This window comes from Ectothiorhodospira sp. PHS-1 (assembly GCF_000225005.1).
Taxonomy (GTDB): domain Bacteria; phylum Pseudomonadota; class Gammaproteobacteria; order Ectothiorhodospirales; family Ectothiorhodospiraceae; genus Ectothiorhodospira.
The window spans coordinates 12,102-26,410 of sequence record NZ_AGBG01000024.1 but is presented as its reverse complement, the minus strand read 5'-3'; the positions used below and the strand labels follow the sequence as shown (position 1 = coordinate 26,410).

The window sequence follows — 14,309 nt, the reverse complement described above, 5'->3', positions numbered from 1 at the left end:
CAGGAAGGCTGCGGTTTCGTGCCCTACACTATACCCTTGAATCCAGTTTCCCATCCGGAGCCTGTTCACACCCTCATGCACCCCGATCAGACGACGCAACAGACACTCATCCGGAGCCTGAAGCATCCGGCGGCCTATCCCCATCCCGTGGCGCAGGTGCAGTGCATCGAGACCCACATCTCCACGGTGCTGCTGGCAGGCGAGTTTGCCTACAAGATCAAGAAGCCGGTCAGCCTGGGATTTCTGGACTTTTCCAGCCTTGAACAAAGACGGCATTTCTGTGAAGAGGAACTGCGCCTGAACGGTCGTCTGGCGCCGAAGATATACGATGGCGTCGTCGCCTTTTCCGGCGATCCGACGCACCCCGCCTTCAACGGCACCGGCCCCGTCTTCGAATATGCGGTGCGCATGCGCCGCTTTGATCCCGACGATACCCTGGATCATCTCCATGACCGGGGGCGCTTGACCCCGGACCTGATGGACGCCATTGCCGCCCGGCTGGCTCGCTTCCACGCCGACATCCCGGCCACCCGGGACCATGGCCGCCCGGCGCAGGTACTGGCCCCCATGCTGCAGAACTTCGAACACATCCGGGGCCTGCGGCCGGTCGGGCTGGATCTTGCGCCGCTGGCGCGCCTGGAAGCCTGGACCCGGGCACAACACCGGGCACTCACCCCCCTGCTGGCGCAACGGCATCGGGACGGTTTCATCCGCGAGTGCCACGGCGACCTTCACCTGGGCAACATCGCCCTGGTGGACGGGGAACCCACCCTGTTCGACGGCATTGAATTCAATCCGGCCCTGCGCTGGATCGACATCATCAGCGAAGTGGCCTTTCTCACCATGGATCTCATCGACCGGGGCGCAAAAGCCCATGCCCACCGGTTTCTCAATGCCTGGCTGGCGTCCACCGGAGACTACGAAGGCATGCCCCTGCTGCGTTTCTACCAGATCTATCGGGCCATGGTGCGGGCCAAGGTGGCCGCCATTCGCCTGGACCAGCCGGACTTGTCCGATGCGGAGGTCCGGACGACCACGGCAGCCTGCCGTGACTATCTGCAACTGGCGGAGCGCTTCACCCGGCCGGGCGCGGTTGCCCTGTTCATCAACCACGGCTTTTCCGGCAGCGGCAAGACCACCCTGAGTCAGCCTCTGGTGGAAGCCACCGGCGCCATCCGCATTCGCTCCGATGTGGAGCGCAAGCGCCTGGCGGGCATGGATGCCCACGAGCGCGGCAAGGATGAGTACCAGCAGGGCCTTTACAGCCGGGACCGAACCGCCCAGACCTACGACCGGCTGGCGGCGTTGTCCACCTTGCTGCTCCGGGCCGGATACCCGGTGATCGTGGACGCCACCTTTCTCAAGGCGGACGCCCGCGCCCGGTTTGCCGACCTGGCCCGGGATCTGGGTGTTCCATTTCGGGTGCTGGATTATCAGGCGGACCCGGACTGTCTGCGGGAACGGATCACCCGCCGCATGACCGCGGGCGATGATGCCTCGGACGCCGACCTGGAAGTGCTGGAGATGCAGTTGCAACACCATGACCCGCTGGGACCGGATGAGCCCGTCATCACCCTCCGGGCAGACCACCCCCCACCGGTGAATCAGATACGGGAACTGCTGTATACCCCATCAAACTGACGAGGCAAATCCGATGAGTCCATGGCTTCGCCTTGCCCTGGTTGCCGCGACCCTGCTGCTGGGGGCCTGCGGCACCAGCCCGACACGTCCGCCCGCGGACCCCGAGACCCTGGACCCCCAGCGCTCTCAGGTCGTGTTTCATGCCCTGTCCATGGTGGGCAAGCCCTACCGATACGGCGGCACATCACCGGAGGACGGGTTCGATTGCAGTGGACTGGTGTGGTTCACCCACCATCACGCGGGCATCCCGGTACCTCGCACCACCACCACCCAGAGTGAGGGCGTACGGCGGATCTCGACCCAGGCACTGACACCAGGTGACCTGCTGTTCTTTCGCACCGGCCGTGCCGGTCCCGGCCATGTGAGCATCTATATCGGTGACGGACGTTTCGTGCACGCCCCGTCCAGCGGACGGCCCGTCACCACGGAAGACCTGGATCATCCCTACTGGAGCCGGCGGTTCCTGCATGCCGGCCATTTCTACTCACCCTGAAGGAGCGCCCGACCATGATGCCGACGTCCATCCGTGCCCTGTGCCTCGTCTTGCTGGGCTGTCTGACCCTGGGCCTGCCCGCCCAGGCCATGGAACCAAGAATCGTGAATGAACACCTGAAGGTCTATAGCATCGAGGGCGACTATGCCCTGTACCGGGAAGCCCTGGAGATGGCCATCATCGACCGCGGCATCGTCATCAACAACGTGGCTCACATCGGCGCCATGCTCTCCCGCACCGGGGCGGACATCGGCGGGGAAGCGATTTTCATCCAGGCCGAGGCCCTGGAGTTCTGCAGTGCCGTGCTGTCGAGGCGCATGATGGAGACCGAACCCCATCACATCGTCTTCTGCCCCTACGTCGTCAGCGTGTACGAGCTGGCGGATGCACCGGGCACCATCCACCTGGCCTACCGGCGCCCCACCCTGCTGGGTGACGCGCAATCCCGGGAGGCCCTGGAAGCGGTGGATACCCTGCTGGACGAGATCGTGCGGGAAGCGCTGGCGTTTTTTTAGAAACCGGGGATTGGCGGCTATCTGACGGGGCGCTCCCGCAAGGCCGCGGCGCTGTCATGGGACTGGCGATCGGCCCCGAGCAGCATCGGCAACTCTTCCACCTCTTCGGTCATGAGCTGATCGCCGTCCATCCAGGGCGGCGGGTTGCCGGGCCACATCTCCAGGGTCCGGGCCAGGGTGGGGCTCTCCATGCCGCTGAACAGATCGGCCATGGCGTCCTGTGACACGGGCGTCTGCAGGGTCAGCACCAGCCCGGTCAGCATCACCAGACCACCCAACAGGAAGGGGCGGTCACCGGAAAGGGCTTGGGAACGAATGGGGTCGGACATGATACCAGCCTCAAGCTTGAGTCGTTTGCAGGGTATAGCCGATTTGGACCCGGATTCAAGCCAAAGATTCCCCGCCCGCCGGCTCAACTCCCGATCCGGCGCCGCACAAACCGGAGCAGGCCGCCCAGCAGGGGGATCTGGTCGTACAGGTATTCGGCCGGGTCCCAGTAGTCGATATGGCTGAAGACCTTGCCCTCGTCGTTGAACAACACCCGGCTGATGCCGTCCACGTCCAGATGTAGCCGGCCTTCGGCACCCTCGTCCCGGTCCATGAAACGCCAGTGGAAAAAGGCCGTATTGCCCTGGACGGCCCAGCAATGCACGTAGAACCGCGGGGCCGGACACTGACGAAACATGTGCCGGAACACCGCGGCGATCTGCTCCAGCCCCGTCACGTCGTTAAAGGGGTCCTTGAAGCGGGCATTCGCCGTGAAGAACTCGTCCAGCCGGGCCAGATCCGGCTCCCTGAGTTGGGAAAAGAATTCGGCATACCGCCGCGCCCATGCATCCATTGATTCGCTCATCGGCCGTCCACCATGCGTCGGGTCAGCGCCAGAAAGAGGCGATGGGGCAGTATTCTGAGGCTTTTCATGATCAGGGCAAAGGGACGAGGGAAACTGATTTCAAAACCCTTGCCCTCCAGTCCCTTCATGATGGCATCCACGGCCGCGTCCGACTCCATGAGAAAGGGCATGTGGAAGCGATTCTTGTCGGTCATGGGGGTCTTCACGAACCCGGGATTGATCACCCGCAGCTGCACCCCCCGCATGGCCAGCTCCGGTTGCAGGGACTCAGCCATGTTGATCACCGCCGCCTTGGAGGCCCCATAGGGCGCTGCCCTGGGCAAGCCCCGATAGCCGGCCAGGCTGGCGGTCACCAGGATCCGCCCCTCGCCCCGTGACAGCATGAAGGGCATCACCGCCGCCAGTCCGTTCACCACGCCCAGATAGTTGACCTCGATGATGCGCCGGAACAGGTCGGGATCGAAGTCCTCCAGACCCATGGGCTCATAGTCGCCGGCGTTGAAGACGGCCGTCCCGATGGGACCCATCCGGGACTCGATCTGCGCGGCCACATCGGCCAGTCCCCGGGTGTCGGTGACATCTCCGGGAAAGACCTCGATGGCACCGGCCACCGGTGATTGCTCCGCCAGCGCCTGCAACCGCTCGCGGCTGCGGGAGGTCACCGCCACGCGCCGACCGGTGGCGGCCAGACGCAGGGCCAATGCCTTGCCGATGCCGGTGCTGGCCCCCACCAGCCAGACCAGCGGTGGGGTCGTCACGGTTTGCGCCTGATTCATCACCGTCTTCCTCCTTTCCCGCAAAGGTCTACACAAATATTATACAACGATTGTACAATCCTGCTCATGAATCCTGCTCCGGCTCTTCCCATTCCCGCTTCGGACGAAGACGGGCTCTACCCCATCCGCACCGTGTCTTCCGTCACCGGTGTCAATGCGGTGACACTGCGAGCATGGGAAAGGCGCCATGAACTGATCACGCCTCGCCGCACACCCAAGGGTCACCGGCTTTACAGCATTCAGGACATCGAACGCATCCAGCAGATACTTGCCCTTCTGGAACAGGGCATTTCCATCAGCCGGATTCGCGCTGTACTGGAGCAAGATCCGTCCGTCACGGCCTCACGACCCGCCCCCCCCGACATCCCAACACAGACGGCTGCGTCCAGGATCACAGCGGATGCCTGGCAGGATTACCGTAACCGCATGGAGCACTCGGTACGACGATTCGACACCCGTGGACTGGAAAAGATCTACGGTGATGCCATGTCCCTGTTCCCCCCGCAACAGGTGATATGTCGCCTGATCCACCCGTTGCACCAAGCCCTGGCACAACACACGGCTCAAGGCGCCGAGGCGGAGGCGGAAAGCCGATTTTTCCAGGCCTGGGCCTGCCGCGCACTGCACTCCCGCCTGCGCCATGAACTGCGCCACGGCAACGGACCCAGGGTGGGTATCGCCCCCCTGCCCCATGAAGCCGATCCTCTCGAGTTGATCACCCTGTCCCTACTGCTCGCCGCCAGAGGCCTGGAAGTCCTGAGACTATCGGGTCCGCTCTCCCTGGCGGCCATTGGTTCACTCGCCCGTCAGGCCGCGCCGGCAGGCATGGTCCTGTGCGGACAGCATCCGCGAGCCGCACAGCTTGAACCATGGGCCACTTCCCAAAACATCCCGATCTTCCTGGCCCTGACAGACAACGGACGTCCCCCGTCGGCCTGGCATGGCCGAGGCATTCACCTGCTGCCTCCGGATCCCCAAGCAGCCGCCGAATACATCGGCAGCCGTCTCCAGCCATCGAACTCCCCCGGGGAATCCTCATGAAACCCATCCTGCTGTGGCTGCGCCGAGACCTACGCCTGGCGGACAATCCGGCACTGGCCCACGCCTTGCGGTCAGGGCATCCGGTGATCCCTGTCTATATCCACGCACCAGAGGAAGAAGCCTCCTGGTCTCCCGGGGCCGCCTCCCGCTGGTGGCTACATCACAGTCTGACCGCTTTCTCCAGCGCCCTGGATGCGGCAGGCTCACGACTGATCCTGCGCCGGGGACCCAGCCTGGAGACGCTTCTGCAACTGATTGACGAGACGGGTGCCAGGCAGGTGCTCTGGAACCGGGTGTATGAACCCGCCCTGATCGAACGGGACCGCCGGATCAAGGCGGCCCTGAAGGACCGGGGACTGGCGGTGGAGAGCTTCAACAGCGCCCTGCTGTTCGAACCCTGGACGGTCAGCAACAAGAGCGGCGAACCCTATCGGGTGTTCACCCCGTTCTGGAAAGCCTGCTGCGCCATGGGGCTGCCCGATGACGTGGAAACCACGCCGGAGTCCATTACGGCACCGACACGCTGGCCCGACAACGATCGCCTGGAATTCTTTGATCTGCTGCCCCGCATTCCCTGGGACCAGGGCATGGCTGCCTGCTGGCAGCCGGGCGAGGACGGTGCCCACCGGGCACTGGAACGCTTTCTGGCGGGCGCCGTCCTGACCTACAAGACCGACCGGGACCTGCCGGGACAACCGGGCACCTCTCGCATGTCGCCCCATCTCCATTTCGGCGAAATCGGCCCAAGACAGCTGATCCGGGCCTGCCGGTACCTGCAGGCCCAGGGAGCGGGGGCCACCGCCGGCGCCTCGGTGGAGACCTTCGTGCGGGAGATCGGCTGGCGGGAATTCGCCTTCCACCTGCTGTTTCATTTCCCCCACACACCCGAGCAACCGCTGGATGAACGATTTACAGATTTTCCCTGGCGTGATGCCCGGGACTACGCGGCGGATCTGGAAGCCTGGCGACGGGGTCGCACCGGCATCCCCTTGGTCGACGCCGGGATGCGGGAGCTCTGGCACACGGGCTGGATGCACAACCGGGTACGGATGATCGTCGCCTCGCTACTGGTCAAGAACCTGCGCATTCCCTGGCAGACGGGGGCACGCTGGTTCTGGGACACCCTGGTGGACGCCGACCTGGCATCCAATACCCTGGGCTGGCAATGGACCGCCGGTTGCGGGGCTGACGCGGCCCCCTACTTCCGGGTGTTCAACCCGGTGCTGCAGGGAGAGCGCTTTGATGGCCGGGGTGAGTATGTCCGGCGCTGGGTGCCGGAGCTCAAACCTCTGCCGGATCGGTATCTACAGGCTCCCTGGACCGCCCCCGCGGGCCTGGTGCCAAGGGAGTATCCGCGCCCGCGGGTCGACCTGGGGGAAAGTCGCAAGGCGGCCCTGGCGGCATGGGAGCAGCTCAAGGGCGCCTCGCGGTCCGAAGCATCGGGGACGCCCTGAATTCCCCGTCACGCCTCTCTCCCACGTGAACCCGTCACTCTCAGCCGCGACGGATCAGGTCCATGAACTCCGACCGGGTACGGGCATCCTCCCGGAAGGAACCCAGCATCACTGAGGTCACCATGGTGGAGTTCTGCTTTTCCACCCCCCGCATCATCATGCACATGTGACGGGCCTCCGCCACCACGGCCACGCCCTTGGCACCAGTCACGTCCATGATGGCCTGGGCGATCTCCCGGGTCATGCTTTCCTGAATCTGCAACCGACGGGCGAACATGTCCACGATACGGGCCACCTTGGACAACCCCAGTACCTTGCCGTCGGGCAGATAGGCCACATGGCACTTGCCGATGATGGGCAACAGGTGATGCTCGCACAGGGAATACAGCTCAATGTCCTTCACCAGCACCATCTCGTCGCTGCTGGAAGCGAACAGGGCGCCGTTGACCAGCTCCTCCAGTGACTCATGGTAACCCCGGGTCAGGTACTGCATGGCCTTGGCGGCCCGCAGAGGCGTGCCTTTAAGGCCCTCCCGTTCAGGATCCTCACCCAAGCCCACCAGCATCTTTCGGTAATGGTCTGCCAGGGCCTCGGCCGACATCAGCTTGAGCGGGGCTTTCATGGTGCCGTCTCCGGCAATCTGTGCAACTGGCTTCATGGTCTTGATCTCCTGATGATTCATGAAAGACCACCGTCCCGGGGGAGGTGGCGCGCTGCCTTTTTCAAACCATCTTCACGGGTACTCGGGCTGTCCCGGCCTCGCTGATGCTGGCTTCCTGTGTTCTAGCAGCTATGCTCGCCAATGGGGCGTGCACGACAATCGGTATCGTCGGCGCGGATCAGGAACGTTGACGCGGCATCGGGTGTCGAACCACTCTGTCAGGCCCGGCCGAAGGGGGCACGCAGGCCGTGAGAACGTATCCTGAGTTAGCTTGTACAGCATTTTACAATCCTTGTACAGTTAATGTATAAGAACAATTCCAGATCTGAGGAAATGAGCACATGGCCCGTGAACGTATCGCCGTCGTTGGCGCAGGCATCTCCGGACTGGCCGCCGCCTGGCTGCTGTCCCGTCACTATGACGTCACCCTGTTCGAAAGGAATGATTACATCGGCGGACACACGAACACGGTGGACATCCCGGGGCGCAACGGCCCCCGCGGCGTGGACACGGGCTTCATGGTGTTCAACCACCGCAACTATCCGCACCTCACCGCCCTTTTCCAGCATCTCGGCATCACCAGCCAGCCCACCGACATGTCCTTCTCCGCCTCGGTGGGCAATGGACGCCTGGAATATGCAGGATCGGATCTCAATACCCTGTTTGCCCAGCGCCGCAACCTCACCAGTCCGCGCTTCCTTCGGATGCTGGCGGATATCGTGCGCTTCAACCGGGCCGGCAAGCGCCTGCTGGAAACCGGCACCAGCACGGACATGACCCTGGGGGGCTATCTGCTCAATGAGGGCTACGGACCCGGCTTCCGGGATGACTACCTGCTGCCCATGGCCGCGGCCATCTGGTCCTGTCCCACCCACAAGATGCTGGACTTTCCGCTGCTGTCCTTCCTGAACTTCTTTGCCAATCACGGCCTGCTGGACCTGAGCGACCGCCCCCAGTGGCACACCGTCACCGGCGGCAGTCGGGAATACGTGAGAAAGATGCTTGCCGCCCTGCCGGAGAATGTCCATGTGGCCCGCCGGGTGGTGGCGGTACAGCGTCAGGAAGCCCGGATCCGCCTCATCATCGAGGATGGCTCGGAGGCCTTTTTCGATCAGGTCGTGTTCGGCTGCCATGCCGACGAAACCCTGGACATGCTGGAAGCGCCTTCCGAGGACGAAACCCGGATCCTGAAGGCCTTCCAGTATCAGCCCAACCGGACCATCCTGCACACCGACACCCGCCTGATGCCGAAGCTGCGCAAGGTCTGGTCTTCCTGGAACTACCTGGCCCGTCACCGTCTGACCGATGCCCCGGCCAACGAGGTTTCCGTCACCTACTGGATGAATCGCCTCCAGACCCTGGACGAGCCGGAGGAATACCTGGTCAGCCTCAATCCTCTGGAAGAACCACTGCCGGAGAAGGTGATACAGGAGATCATCTATCACCACCCGGTCTTCGATCAGGGGGCCATGGACGCCCAGCGGATCCTGCCCACGATCCAGGGCCGTGACCGACTGTGGTTCTGTGGTGCCTGGACCGGCTACGGCTTCCACGAAGACGGACTGCGCTCCGCCCTGCAGGTGGCCGCTCAGCTCGGTGTCAATCCACCCTGGACCGTGGCGCCCCAGGCCGAAAATGCCCTGCCGGTTCGCACCCTGCCCCGGGTCGAGGCATCCGAGGCATGACGCAACCTCACCGTCTCTACCGCACCCGGGTCATGCACCGCCGGCTGTTCCCGGTGGAATATCGCTTCATCTACCGGGTCTTCAGCCTGCTGGTGGACGTGGACCGGCTGGATGATCTGGACCGATCCCTGCGCCTGCTTTCGGTCAACCACTTCAACCTGCTGAGCCTGAATGTTCGCGATCACGGCCCCCGTGACGGGTCGCCCTGGCGACCCTGGGTGGATGCCTACCTAGGCCGGGCAGGGATCACCCTGGAAGGGGGGCAGGTGCAGCTACTGTGTTTTCCCAGAGTGCTGGGATACACCTTCAACCCCCTGAGCCTCTGGTACTGCCGGCACCGGGACGGCAGTCTGCGGGCCATCATCTGCGAGGTCAGAAACACCCTCGGAGACTGCCACCACTATCTCCTGCACGCCGACGGCGCTCCCATGACATGGCCGGTGCGCGCCTCACAGGAGAAGCTGTTCTACGTCTCCCCCTTCATCGAGATGGACGCCCGCTATCAGTTCCGACTGTCGGAGCCCGATGAGGCATTGAATGTCCTCATCCACGAGTACCAGGATTCCCGACTGATGCTGTCCGCGGCTCAGACCGGCCACGCCCGTCCCCTCACCGACGGTGAACTGCTCAGGGCGACGGTCGCCGTTCCCTTCATGACCCTCAAGGTCATTGCCGCCATCCACTGGCATGCCCTGAAGATCTGGTGGAAAGGTGGACAGTACTACAGCAAGCCGACGCCGTCCTGAAGAGGAGAAACACTGATGTCCCTGGAACAGACCCCCACCCAAGGCAGCACCAGCACCCTCGCCTCCCGCGCCCCGTCCCTGGCCCTGCGTCTGCTGCTGCGCCATCTTCGGCACCTGCATCAGGGGGATCTCACCATCGAGACGCCGGACGGCCATCGCTGGACCATCGAGGGCCGGCATCCCGGCGGCAGCGGAGAAATCCGCATCCACCGCCCCTTCGCGCTGATACGACGCCTGCTCACCCGGGGACTGGTGGGATTCGGTGAAGGCTACATGGTGGGCGACTGGGATAGTCCCGATCTGCCTGCCCTGCTCAACATGGGGGCGGTGAATCAACCCCACATTCCCCAACTGGTGAACGGCTCAAGACCGGCCCACCTGTGGGACAATCTGCGCCATCGTCTGCGGGGCAACAGCCGTCCCGGCAGTCGCCGCAACATCGCCTTTCACTATGATCTGGGCAACGACTTCTACCAGCTATGGCTGGACCCCACCATGACCTACTCCGCGGCCGTGTTCGAGCCGCCGGAGGAATCCCTGGAGACGGCACAGACACGCAAGTATGCCCGGCTGCTGGAACGCCTGGAGGCCGCGCCCGGTGCGCATATCCTGGAGATCGGTTGCGGCTGGGGCGGTTTTGCCGAACACGCGGCCCGCCAGGGCTACCGGGTGACCGGCATTACCCTGTCCCAGGAACAACTGGACTACGCCCGCCGACGCATCGAGGCCGCCGGACTGTCGGATCGGGTGGAACTGCGACTGCAGGACTACCGCGACCTGAAAGAGCAGTTCGACCACGTGGTCTCCATCGAGATGTTCGAGGCCGTGGGAGAACGGTGGTGGCCCACCTGGTTCCAGACTGTGCGGCAATGCCTGCGTCCCGGCGGCCGTGCCGCCGTTCAGGTCATCACCATCGACGTCAAGGCCTTTGACTACTACCGCACCCATGCGGACTTCATTCAGCTCTACATCTTCCCGGGAGGCATGCTGCCCTCGGTACCGGCCTTCGAACAACACGCCACCGAGGCGGGGTTGAAGATCAGGGAAACCGCCTTCTTCGGCCAGGACTATGCGGACACCCTGCACCACTGGTACCAGCGGGTGTGCGAGCAGGCACCGGCCATCCTGAGTCTGGGCGGTTATGACCAGCGATTCCTGCGCACCTGGCGTTTCTATCTGGCCTATTGCGAAGCAGGATTCCGCTCCCGCAACACGGACCTGATGCACGCCGTGCTGGAGGCCCCATGACATGGCGCCGCAAGGTCTTGCGTCCCGATACGGATGGGCATCCGCCCTTCTTGTTCTCCTTCTGACACTGACGGGGTGCGGCATGAAACCCGAAGACTATGCGAACACCACACCGGCCCTGGATCTGGAGGCCTATTTCACCGGCGACGTGCGGGCCTGGGGACTGTTCCAGGATCGTTTCGGCAAGGTCAGGCGCCAGTTCACGGTGGATATCCGGGGATACGTGGAAGACGGCGAACTGGTGCTGGAAGAGGATTTCGTCTACCTGGACGGTGAAGAGGACCGACGGGTCTGGCGCCTGAGACGCCTCGACGAACACACCTACGAAGGCCGTGCCGCCGATGTGGACGGGGTGGCCGTGGGCAAGCTTTACGGTCAGGCCTTCAACTTCCGTTACGTGCTGAACCTGCCCATCGGTACCCGGGTGGTGAAGGTCAATTTCGATGACTGGATGTTCATGCACGAGGACGGGGTGCTGGTGAACCGGGCCGTGATGAGCAAGTTCGGCATCCGCCTGGGGGAAGTGACGCTGTTCTTCCAAAAGCAGGACAGGGAACCGGAGCCTGCATGAAATGGAAAAACCGTGCCGTCGCTCCCGCTTTCGCGGGAATGACCGATCCGGCACATCCACGTTTTTTTTGACACACACCAAGCTTCCGGACTAGCCCTTGGCATCACAATGTTGGATACTACCGGCCGTCATATTCCGTTATATTTGTAAGCCCATCAGGAATGGCGACACACATTCTTGTCGGGATCTTCAGTGGCGGACCGATTTCCGCCACCTCCTGAGGCACAGACCAGGATCGGGCCATGTACCCGCGGCTGCGCCCCATGATGTAAATATCGCGAGACGTTAGGAGAAGACCATAATGAAGAAGCAAGACCTCAGCCGCAGAAGCTTCCTGAAGTTCGGTGCCGCCGGCCTGGCCGCCATCCCCGTCGTGAGCATGGGCATCAGCACCGCCGTGGCCGCCGAGCGCCTGGATGAGAACTCCCCCGAGGCCCTGGCCCTGAACTACAAGCATGACGGCGCCAGCGTGGACCACCCCTCCCACGCCGCGGGTCAGAAGTGCATCAACTGCCTGCTGTACACCGACCCCAGCGCCACCGAGTGGGGCGGCTGCGCCGTGTTCCCCAACAAGCTGGTAGCCGCCAACGGCTGGTGCACCGCCTACGTGGCTCGCGGCTGATCCCGCCACGACCGCTGACGGTTGCAGGCGGCCCTTTCGGGCCGCCACCCGGAGAAGACCCGCCTCGCGCGGGTCTTCTCGTTTGCGGGGAATCTTCCCCGTCCGGTACAGTCGTAATGGTCATGACCCTTGGGGAGATCCGCCCGTGACATCACCCTGCGCCGGACTGAGCAAGGCCCTGATCCTGACGCTGATCCTGCTCCTGCCCGGGATCGCCGGAGCCGCCGTGCCCACTGCCCAGGTCATCACCCTGGAACATCGCCCCGCCGAAGAGATTCTGCCCCTCATCGAACCCCTGCTGGGTCCCCGCGATGTCATCACCGGCAGCGGCTTCACGCTCATCGTCCGCACCCGTACCCAGACCCTGGCGGAAATCCGGCGAGTCATCGCCGACCTGGACACCCCGCCACGCAATCTGTACATCAGCGTGCGCAGGGGAAACGCAAACCAGGATGCCGCCCCGGCACTGCCGACGATGCCCGAGTCCGCCCCCATCGCCCGCCATACCACCACCGACCGTGGCGTGGAGCATCAAACCCTGAGGGTCCTGGAAGGCCATGCCGCCTTCATTCGCAGCGGCGAATCCATCCCCGTGGGCAGCCGGCGCCTGGTTCCCGTACCGGGCGGCTTTGCCCTGGAGTCTTCCGTGGAGTACCGGGACCTGGGACGCGGCTTCCTGGTGCGTCCCCGCCTGCTGTCCGGCGACCGGGTACACCTGGACATCCGCACGGTGTACGAGCGGGAAAGTCCGGCCGGCGGGGGGCGCCTGGATCTGCAGTCCAACGAAAGCACACTTTCCGGCCCGGTGGGTGAATGGATACCCCTGACCCATGCCGGCACCAGCCGTAGGGAAGACGCCGCCCGCGTCAGCGGTACCCGACGACAGCAGAACTGGCAGGACATGCCGTTATTCGTGCGGGTGGACGTCATCCACGATTGACTCCCCTGCTCCCGGCCCGAGACCGGCGTGATTGACGCCCGTTTCCCCCACGCCTACTATGCCTACGACGCTTGAGCCGGACTCCCTCCCTTCATGACCTATTGCCTTGCCATCACCCTTGACGACGGACTGGTACTCGCTTCCGATTCGCGCACCAACGCGGGTGCGGATCAGGTGGCCATGTACAGCAAGATGCACACCTTCGAACTGGAGAAGGAACGCGTCTTCGTACTGCTGACCGCGGGCAATCTGGCCACCTCCCAGGCCGTCCTCGCCCGAATCAAGCGAGATATCGAGGACGAGGCCGAGGAGAGCCTGCATTCCGTGCGGGGGTTGTCCGACGCGGCCGCCTACCTGGGACGCATCAACCGGGAAGAACGGGAAAAGCATGAGGACACCCTGACCAAGGCCGGCTTCAGCGCCGATGCCTCCTTCATCCTGGGAGGGCAGATCGGCCGGCAGGCGCCGGAAATCTATCTCATCTATCCCCAGGGCAACTTCATCACCACCTCAAGCCATACCCGTTTCCTGCAGATCGGTGAAAGCAAGTACGGCAAGCCCATCCTGGACCGCATCGTCGCGCGGGAAACCTCGCTGGGAGACGCGGCCCGCTGCGCCCTGGTATCCATCGACTCGACCATGCGTTCCAACGTGACCGTGGGCCCGCCGATCGAGGTGATCGTCTACGAAAGGGACACCCTGGCCTTCGAACACTACCTCTGCCTGGATGCGGACGATGATTATCTGATGGATCTCAAACGGGCCTGGGACGACAATATCCGGCGGGCCTTTCAGGATCTGCCCCGTTTCGATTGGGAAAGCACCCGTGGCCAAAAACGTCGCAGCACGCAAATCACCACGTTGCGCAAAGCCGCCAAAAAGACGGTCAAAAAGGGCTGAGTCAGCCTCTCCCCCCTGTCCACGCCACCGGCATCCCTGTTTTCTGCGGACATTGTCTCCAATTTCCGCATTTTTTTTCCATGTTCAGTCGCATGTGGGTAAACTGCGCAACAGACTTTTTGCGGTGCAACAAAAAGTTATTTGATCATAACCAAAACCAACC

The 14,309-nt window shown here is 63.5% G+C and carries 16 protein-coding genes; 12 read left to right on the top strand and 4 right to left on the bottom strand.

Annotated features, from left to right (window positions below; translation table 11 throughout):
* Window positions 1-75: 75 nt before the first annotated feature.
* Genes ECTPHS_RS10400 through ECTPHS_RS10390 form a run of 3 tightly spaced genes read left to right on the top strand, consistent with a single transcriptional unit; the run spans window position 76 to window position 2,649 of the window.
* The gene (locus ECTPHS_RS10400; RefSeq protein WP_008932706.1) at window positions 76-1,641 is read left to right on the top strand and encodes a bifunctional aminoglycoside phosphotransferase/ATP-binding protein; all 1,566 of its coding nucleotides are present in this window, start codon (window positions 76-78) and stop codon (window positions 1,639-1,641) included.
* Window positions 1,642-1,654: 13 nt separating this feature from the next.
* The gene (locus ECTPHS_RS10395) at window positions 1,655-2,134 is read left to right on the top strand and encodes a C40 family peptidase (protein ID WP_008932705.1); all 480 of its coding nucleotides are present in this window, start codon (window positions 1,655-1,657) and stop codon (window positions 2,132-2,134) included.
* Between the two features lie 14 nt (window positions 2,135-2,148).
* Window positions 2,149-2,649 carry a DUF302 domain-containing protein gene (locus tag ECTPHS_RS10390; protein ID WP_008932704.1) on the top strand — a complete coding sequence of 167 codons (501 nt, stop codon included), beginning with the start codon at window positions 2,149-2,151 and terminating at the stop codon, window positions 2,647-2,649.
* Window positions 2,650-2,666: 17 nt separating this feature from the next.
* Here ECTPHS_RS10390 and ECTPHS_RS10385 read toward each other — a convergent pair whose 3' ends face one another.
* The 3 genes from ECTPHS_RS10385 to ECTPHS_RS10375 form a co-directional block, all read right to left on the bottom strand.
* The gene (locus ECTPHS_RS10385) at window positions 2,667-2,978 is read right to left on the bottom strand and encodes a hypothetical protein (RefSeq protein WP_008932703.1); all 312 of its coding nucleotides are present in this window, start codon (window positions 2,976-2,978) and stop codon (window positions 2,667-2,669) included.
* Between the two features lie 83 nt (window positions 2,979-3,061).
* Window positions 3,062-3,502 carry a nuclear transport factor 2 family protein gene (locus tag ECTPHS_RS10380; protein WP_141565336.1) on the bottom strand — a complete coding sequence of 147 codons (441 nt, stop codon included), beginning with the start codon at window positions 3,500-3,502 and terminating at the stop codon, window positions 3,062-3,064.
* Complete coding sequence (locus ECTPHS_RS10375; protein WP_008932701.1) at window positions 3,499-4,278, bottom strand: SDR family oxidoreductase; 780 nt, start codon at window positions 4,276-4,278, stop codon at window positions 3,499-3,501. The genes ECTPHS_RS10380 and ECTPHS_RS10375 overlap by 4 nt, the downstream gene beginning before the upstream one ends.
* A gap of 66 nt (window positions 4,279-4,344) precedes the next feature.
* On the opposite strand from ECTPHS_RS10375, the gene ECTPHS_RS10370 reads away from it, so the two are divergent.
* Both ECTPHS_RS10370 and ECTPHS_RS10365 read left to right on the top strand, forming a co-directional pair.
* Entirely contained in the window at window positions 4,345-5,319 is a 975-nt protein-coding gene (locus ECTPHS_RS10370) for a MerR family transcriptional regulator (RefSeq protein WP_008932700.1), read from the top strand.
* Window positions 5,316-6,773: a deoxyribodipyrimidine photo-lyase gene (locus tag ECTPHS_RS10365; RefSeq protein ID WP_008932699.1), complete on the top strand. Its 1,458-nt coding sequence runs from the start codon at window positions 5,316-5,318 to the stop codon at window positions 6,771-6,773. Before ECTPHS_RS10370 ends, ECTPHS_RS10365 begins: the two co-directional genes overlap by 4 nt.
* Before the next feature lie 40 nt (window positions 6,774-6,813).
* Here ECTPHS_RS10365 and folE read toward each other — a convergent pair whose 3' ends face one another.
* A complete protein-coding gene (folE, locus tag ECTPHS_RS10360) occupies window positions 6,814-7,395 on the bottom strand; it encodes a GTP cyclohydrolase I FolE (protein ID WP_246828356.1) in 582 nt (193 codons plus the stop codon).
* Window positions 7,396-7,775: 380 nt separating this feature from the next.
* On the opposite strand from folE, the gene ECTPHS_RS10355 reads away from it, so the two are divergent.
* The 7 genes from ECTPHS_RS10355 (at window position 7,776) to ECTPHS_RS10325 (ending at window position 14,146) form a co-directional block, all read left to right on the top strand.
* Window positions 7,776-9,119 carry an NAD(P)/FAD-dependent oxidoreductase gene (locus ECTPHS_RS10355; RefSeq protein WP_008932697.1) on the top strand — a complete coding sequence of 448 codons (1,344 nt, stop codon included), beginning with the start codon at window positions 7,776-7,778 and terminating at the stop codon, window positions 9,117-9,119.
* The gene (locus ECTPHS_RS10350) at window positions 9,116-9,865 is read left to right on the top strand and encodes a DUF1365 domain-containing protein (RefSeq protein ID WP_008932696.1); all 750 of its coding nucleotides are present in this window, start codon (window positions 9,116-9,118) and stop codon (window positions 9,863-9,865) included. The genes ECTPHS_RS10355 and ECTPHS_RS10350 overlap by 4 nt, the downstream gene beginning before the upstream one ends.
* A 15-nt stretch (window positions 9,866-9,880) precedes the next feature.
* Window positions 9,881-11,113 carry a cyclopropane-fatty-acyl-phospholipid synthase family protein gene (locus ECTPHS_RS10345; protein WP_008932695.1) on the top strand — a complete coding sequence of 411 codons (1,233 nt, stop codon included), beginning with the start codon at window positions 9,881-9,883 and terminating at the stop codon, window positions 11,111-11,113.
* A gap of 1 nt (window position 11,114) precedes the next feature.
* The gene (locus ECTPHS_RS10340; RefSeq protein WP_083838831.1) at window positions 11,115-11,684 is read left to right on the top strand and encodes a DUF3833 domain-containing protein; all 570 of its coding nucleotides are present in this window, start codon (window positions 11,115-11,117) and stop codon (window positions 11,682-11,684) included.
* Between the two features lie 301 nt (window positions 11,685-11,985).
* Window positions 11,986-12,306 (top strand): high-potential iron-sulfur protein, encoded by a 321-nt coding sequence (locus ECTPHS_RS10335; protein WP_008932693.1) that lies wholly within the window; start codon window positions 11,986-11,988, stop codon window positions 12,304-12,306.
* 145 nt (window positions 12,307-12,451) lie between these two features.
* A complete protein-coding gene (locus tag ECTPHS_RS10330) occupies window positions 12,452-13,246 on the top strand; it encodes a hypothetical protein (protein ID WP_008932692.1) in 795 nt (264 codons plus the stop codon).
* Between the two features lie 93 nt (window positions 13,247-13,339).
* Entirely contained in the window at window positions 13,340-14,146 is an 807-nt protein-coding gene (locus ECTPHS_RS10325) for a proteasome-type protease (protein WP_008932691.1), read from the top strand.
* Window positions 14,147-14,309 lie beyond the last annotated feature (163 nt).

What these genes read in the sequence shown, in the direction of transcription:
- ECTPHS_RS10400 (WP_008932706.1), top strand. Translation starts at nt 76, where the DNA reads ATGCACCCCGATCAGACGACGCAACAGACACTCATCCGGAGCCTGAAG.
- ECTPHS_RS10395 (WP_008932705.1), top strand. Translation starts at nt 1,655, where the DNA reads ATGAGTCCATGGCTTCGCCTTGCCCTGGTTGCCGCGACCCTGCTGCTG.
- ECTPHS_RS10390 (WP_008932704.1), top strand. Translation starts at nt 2,149, where the DNA reads ATGATGCCGACGTCCATCCGTGCCCTGTGCCTCGTCTTGCTGGGCTGT.
- ECTPHS_RS10385 (WP_008932703.1), bottom strand. Translation starts at nt 2,978, where the DNA reads ATGTCCGACCCCATTCGTTCCCAAGCCCTTTCCGGTGACCGCCCCTTC.
- ECTPHS_RS10380 (WP_141565336.1), bottom strand. Translation starts at nt 3,502, where the DNA reads ATGAGCGAATCAATGGATGCATGGGCGCGGCGGTATGCCGAATTCTTT.
- ECTPHS_RS10375 (WP_008932701.1), bottom strand. Translation starts at nt 4,278, where the DNA reads ATGAATCAGGCGCAAACCGTGACGACCCCACCGCTGGTCTGGCTGGTG.
- ECTPHS_RS10370 (WP_008932700.1), top strand. Translation starts at nt 4,345, where the DNA reads ATGAATCCTGCTCCGGCTCTTCCCATTCCCGCTTCGGACGAAGACGGG.
- ECTPHS_RS10365 (WP_008932699.1), top strand. Translation starts at nt 5,316, where the DNA reads ATGAAACCCATCCTGCTGTGGCTGCGCCGAGACCTACGCCTGGCGGAC.
- folE (WP_246828356.1), bottom strand. Translation starts at nt 7,395, where the DNA reads ATGAAAGCCCCGCTCAAGCTGATGTCGGCCGAGGCCCTGGCAGACCAT.
- ECTPHS_RS10355 (WP_008932697.1), top strand. Translation starts at nt 7,776, where the DNA reads ATGGCCCGTGAACGTATCGCCGTCGTTGGCGCAGGCATCTCCGGACTG.
- ECTPHS_RS10350 (WP_008932696.1), top strand. Translation starts at nt 9,116, where the DNA reads ATGACGCAACCTCACCGTCTCTACCGCACCCGGGTCATGCACCGCCGG.
- ECTPHS_RS10345 (WP_008932695.1), top strand. Translation starts at nt 9,881, where the DNA reads ATGTCCCTGGAACAGACCCCCACCCAAGGCAGCACCAGCACCCTCGCC.
- ECTPHS_RS10340 (WP_083838831.1), top strand. Translation starts at nt 11,115, where the DNA reads ATGGCGCCGCAAGGTCTTGCGTCCCGATACGGATGGGCATCCGCCCTT.
- ECTPHS_RS10335 (WP_008932693.1), top strand. Translation starts at nt 11,986, where the DNA reads ATGAAGAAGCAAGACCTCAGCCGCAGAAGCTTCCTGAAGTTCGGTGCC.
- ECTPHS_RS10325 (WP_008932691.1), top strand. Translation starts at nt 13,340, where the DNA reads ATGACCTATTGCCTTGCCATCACCCTTGACGACGGACTGGTACTCGCT.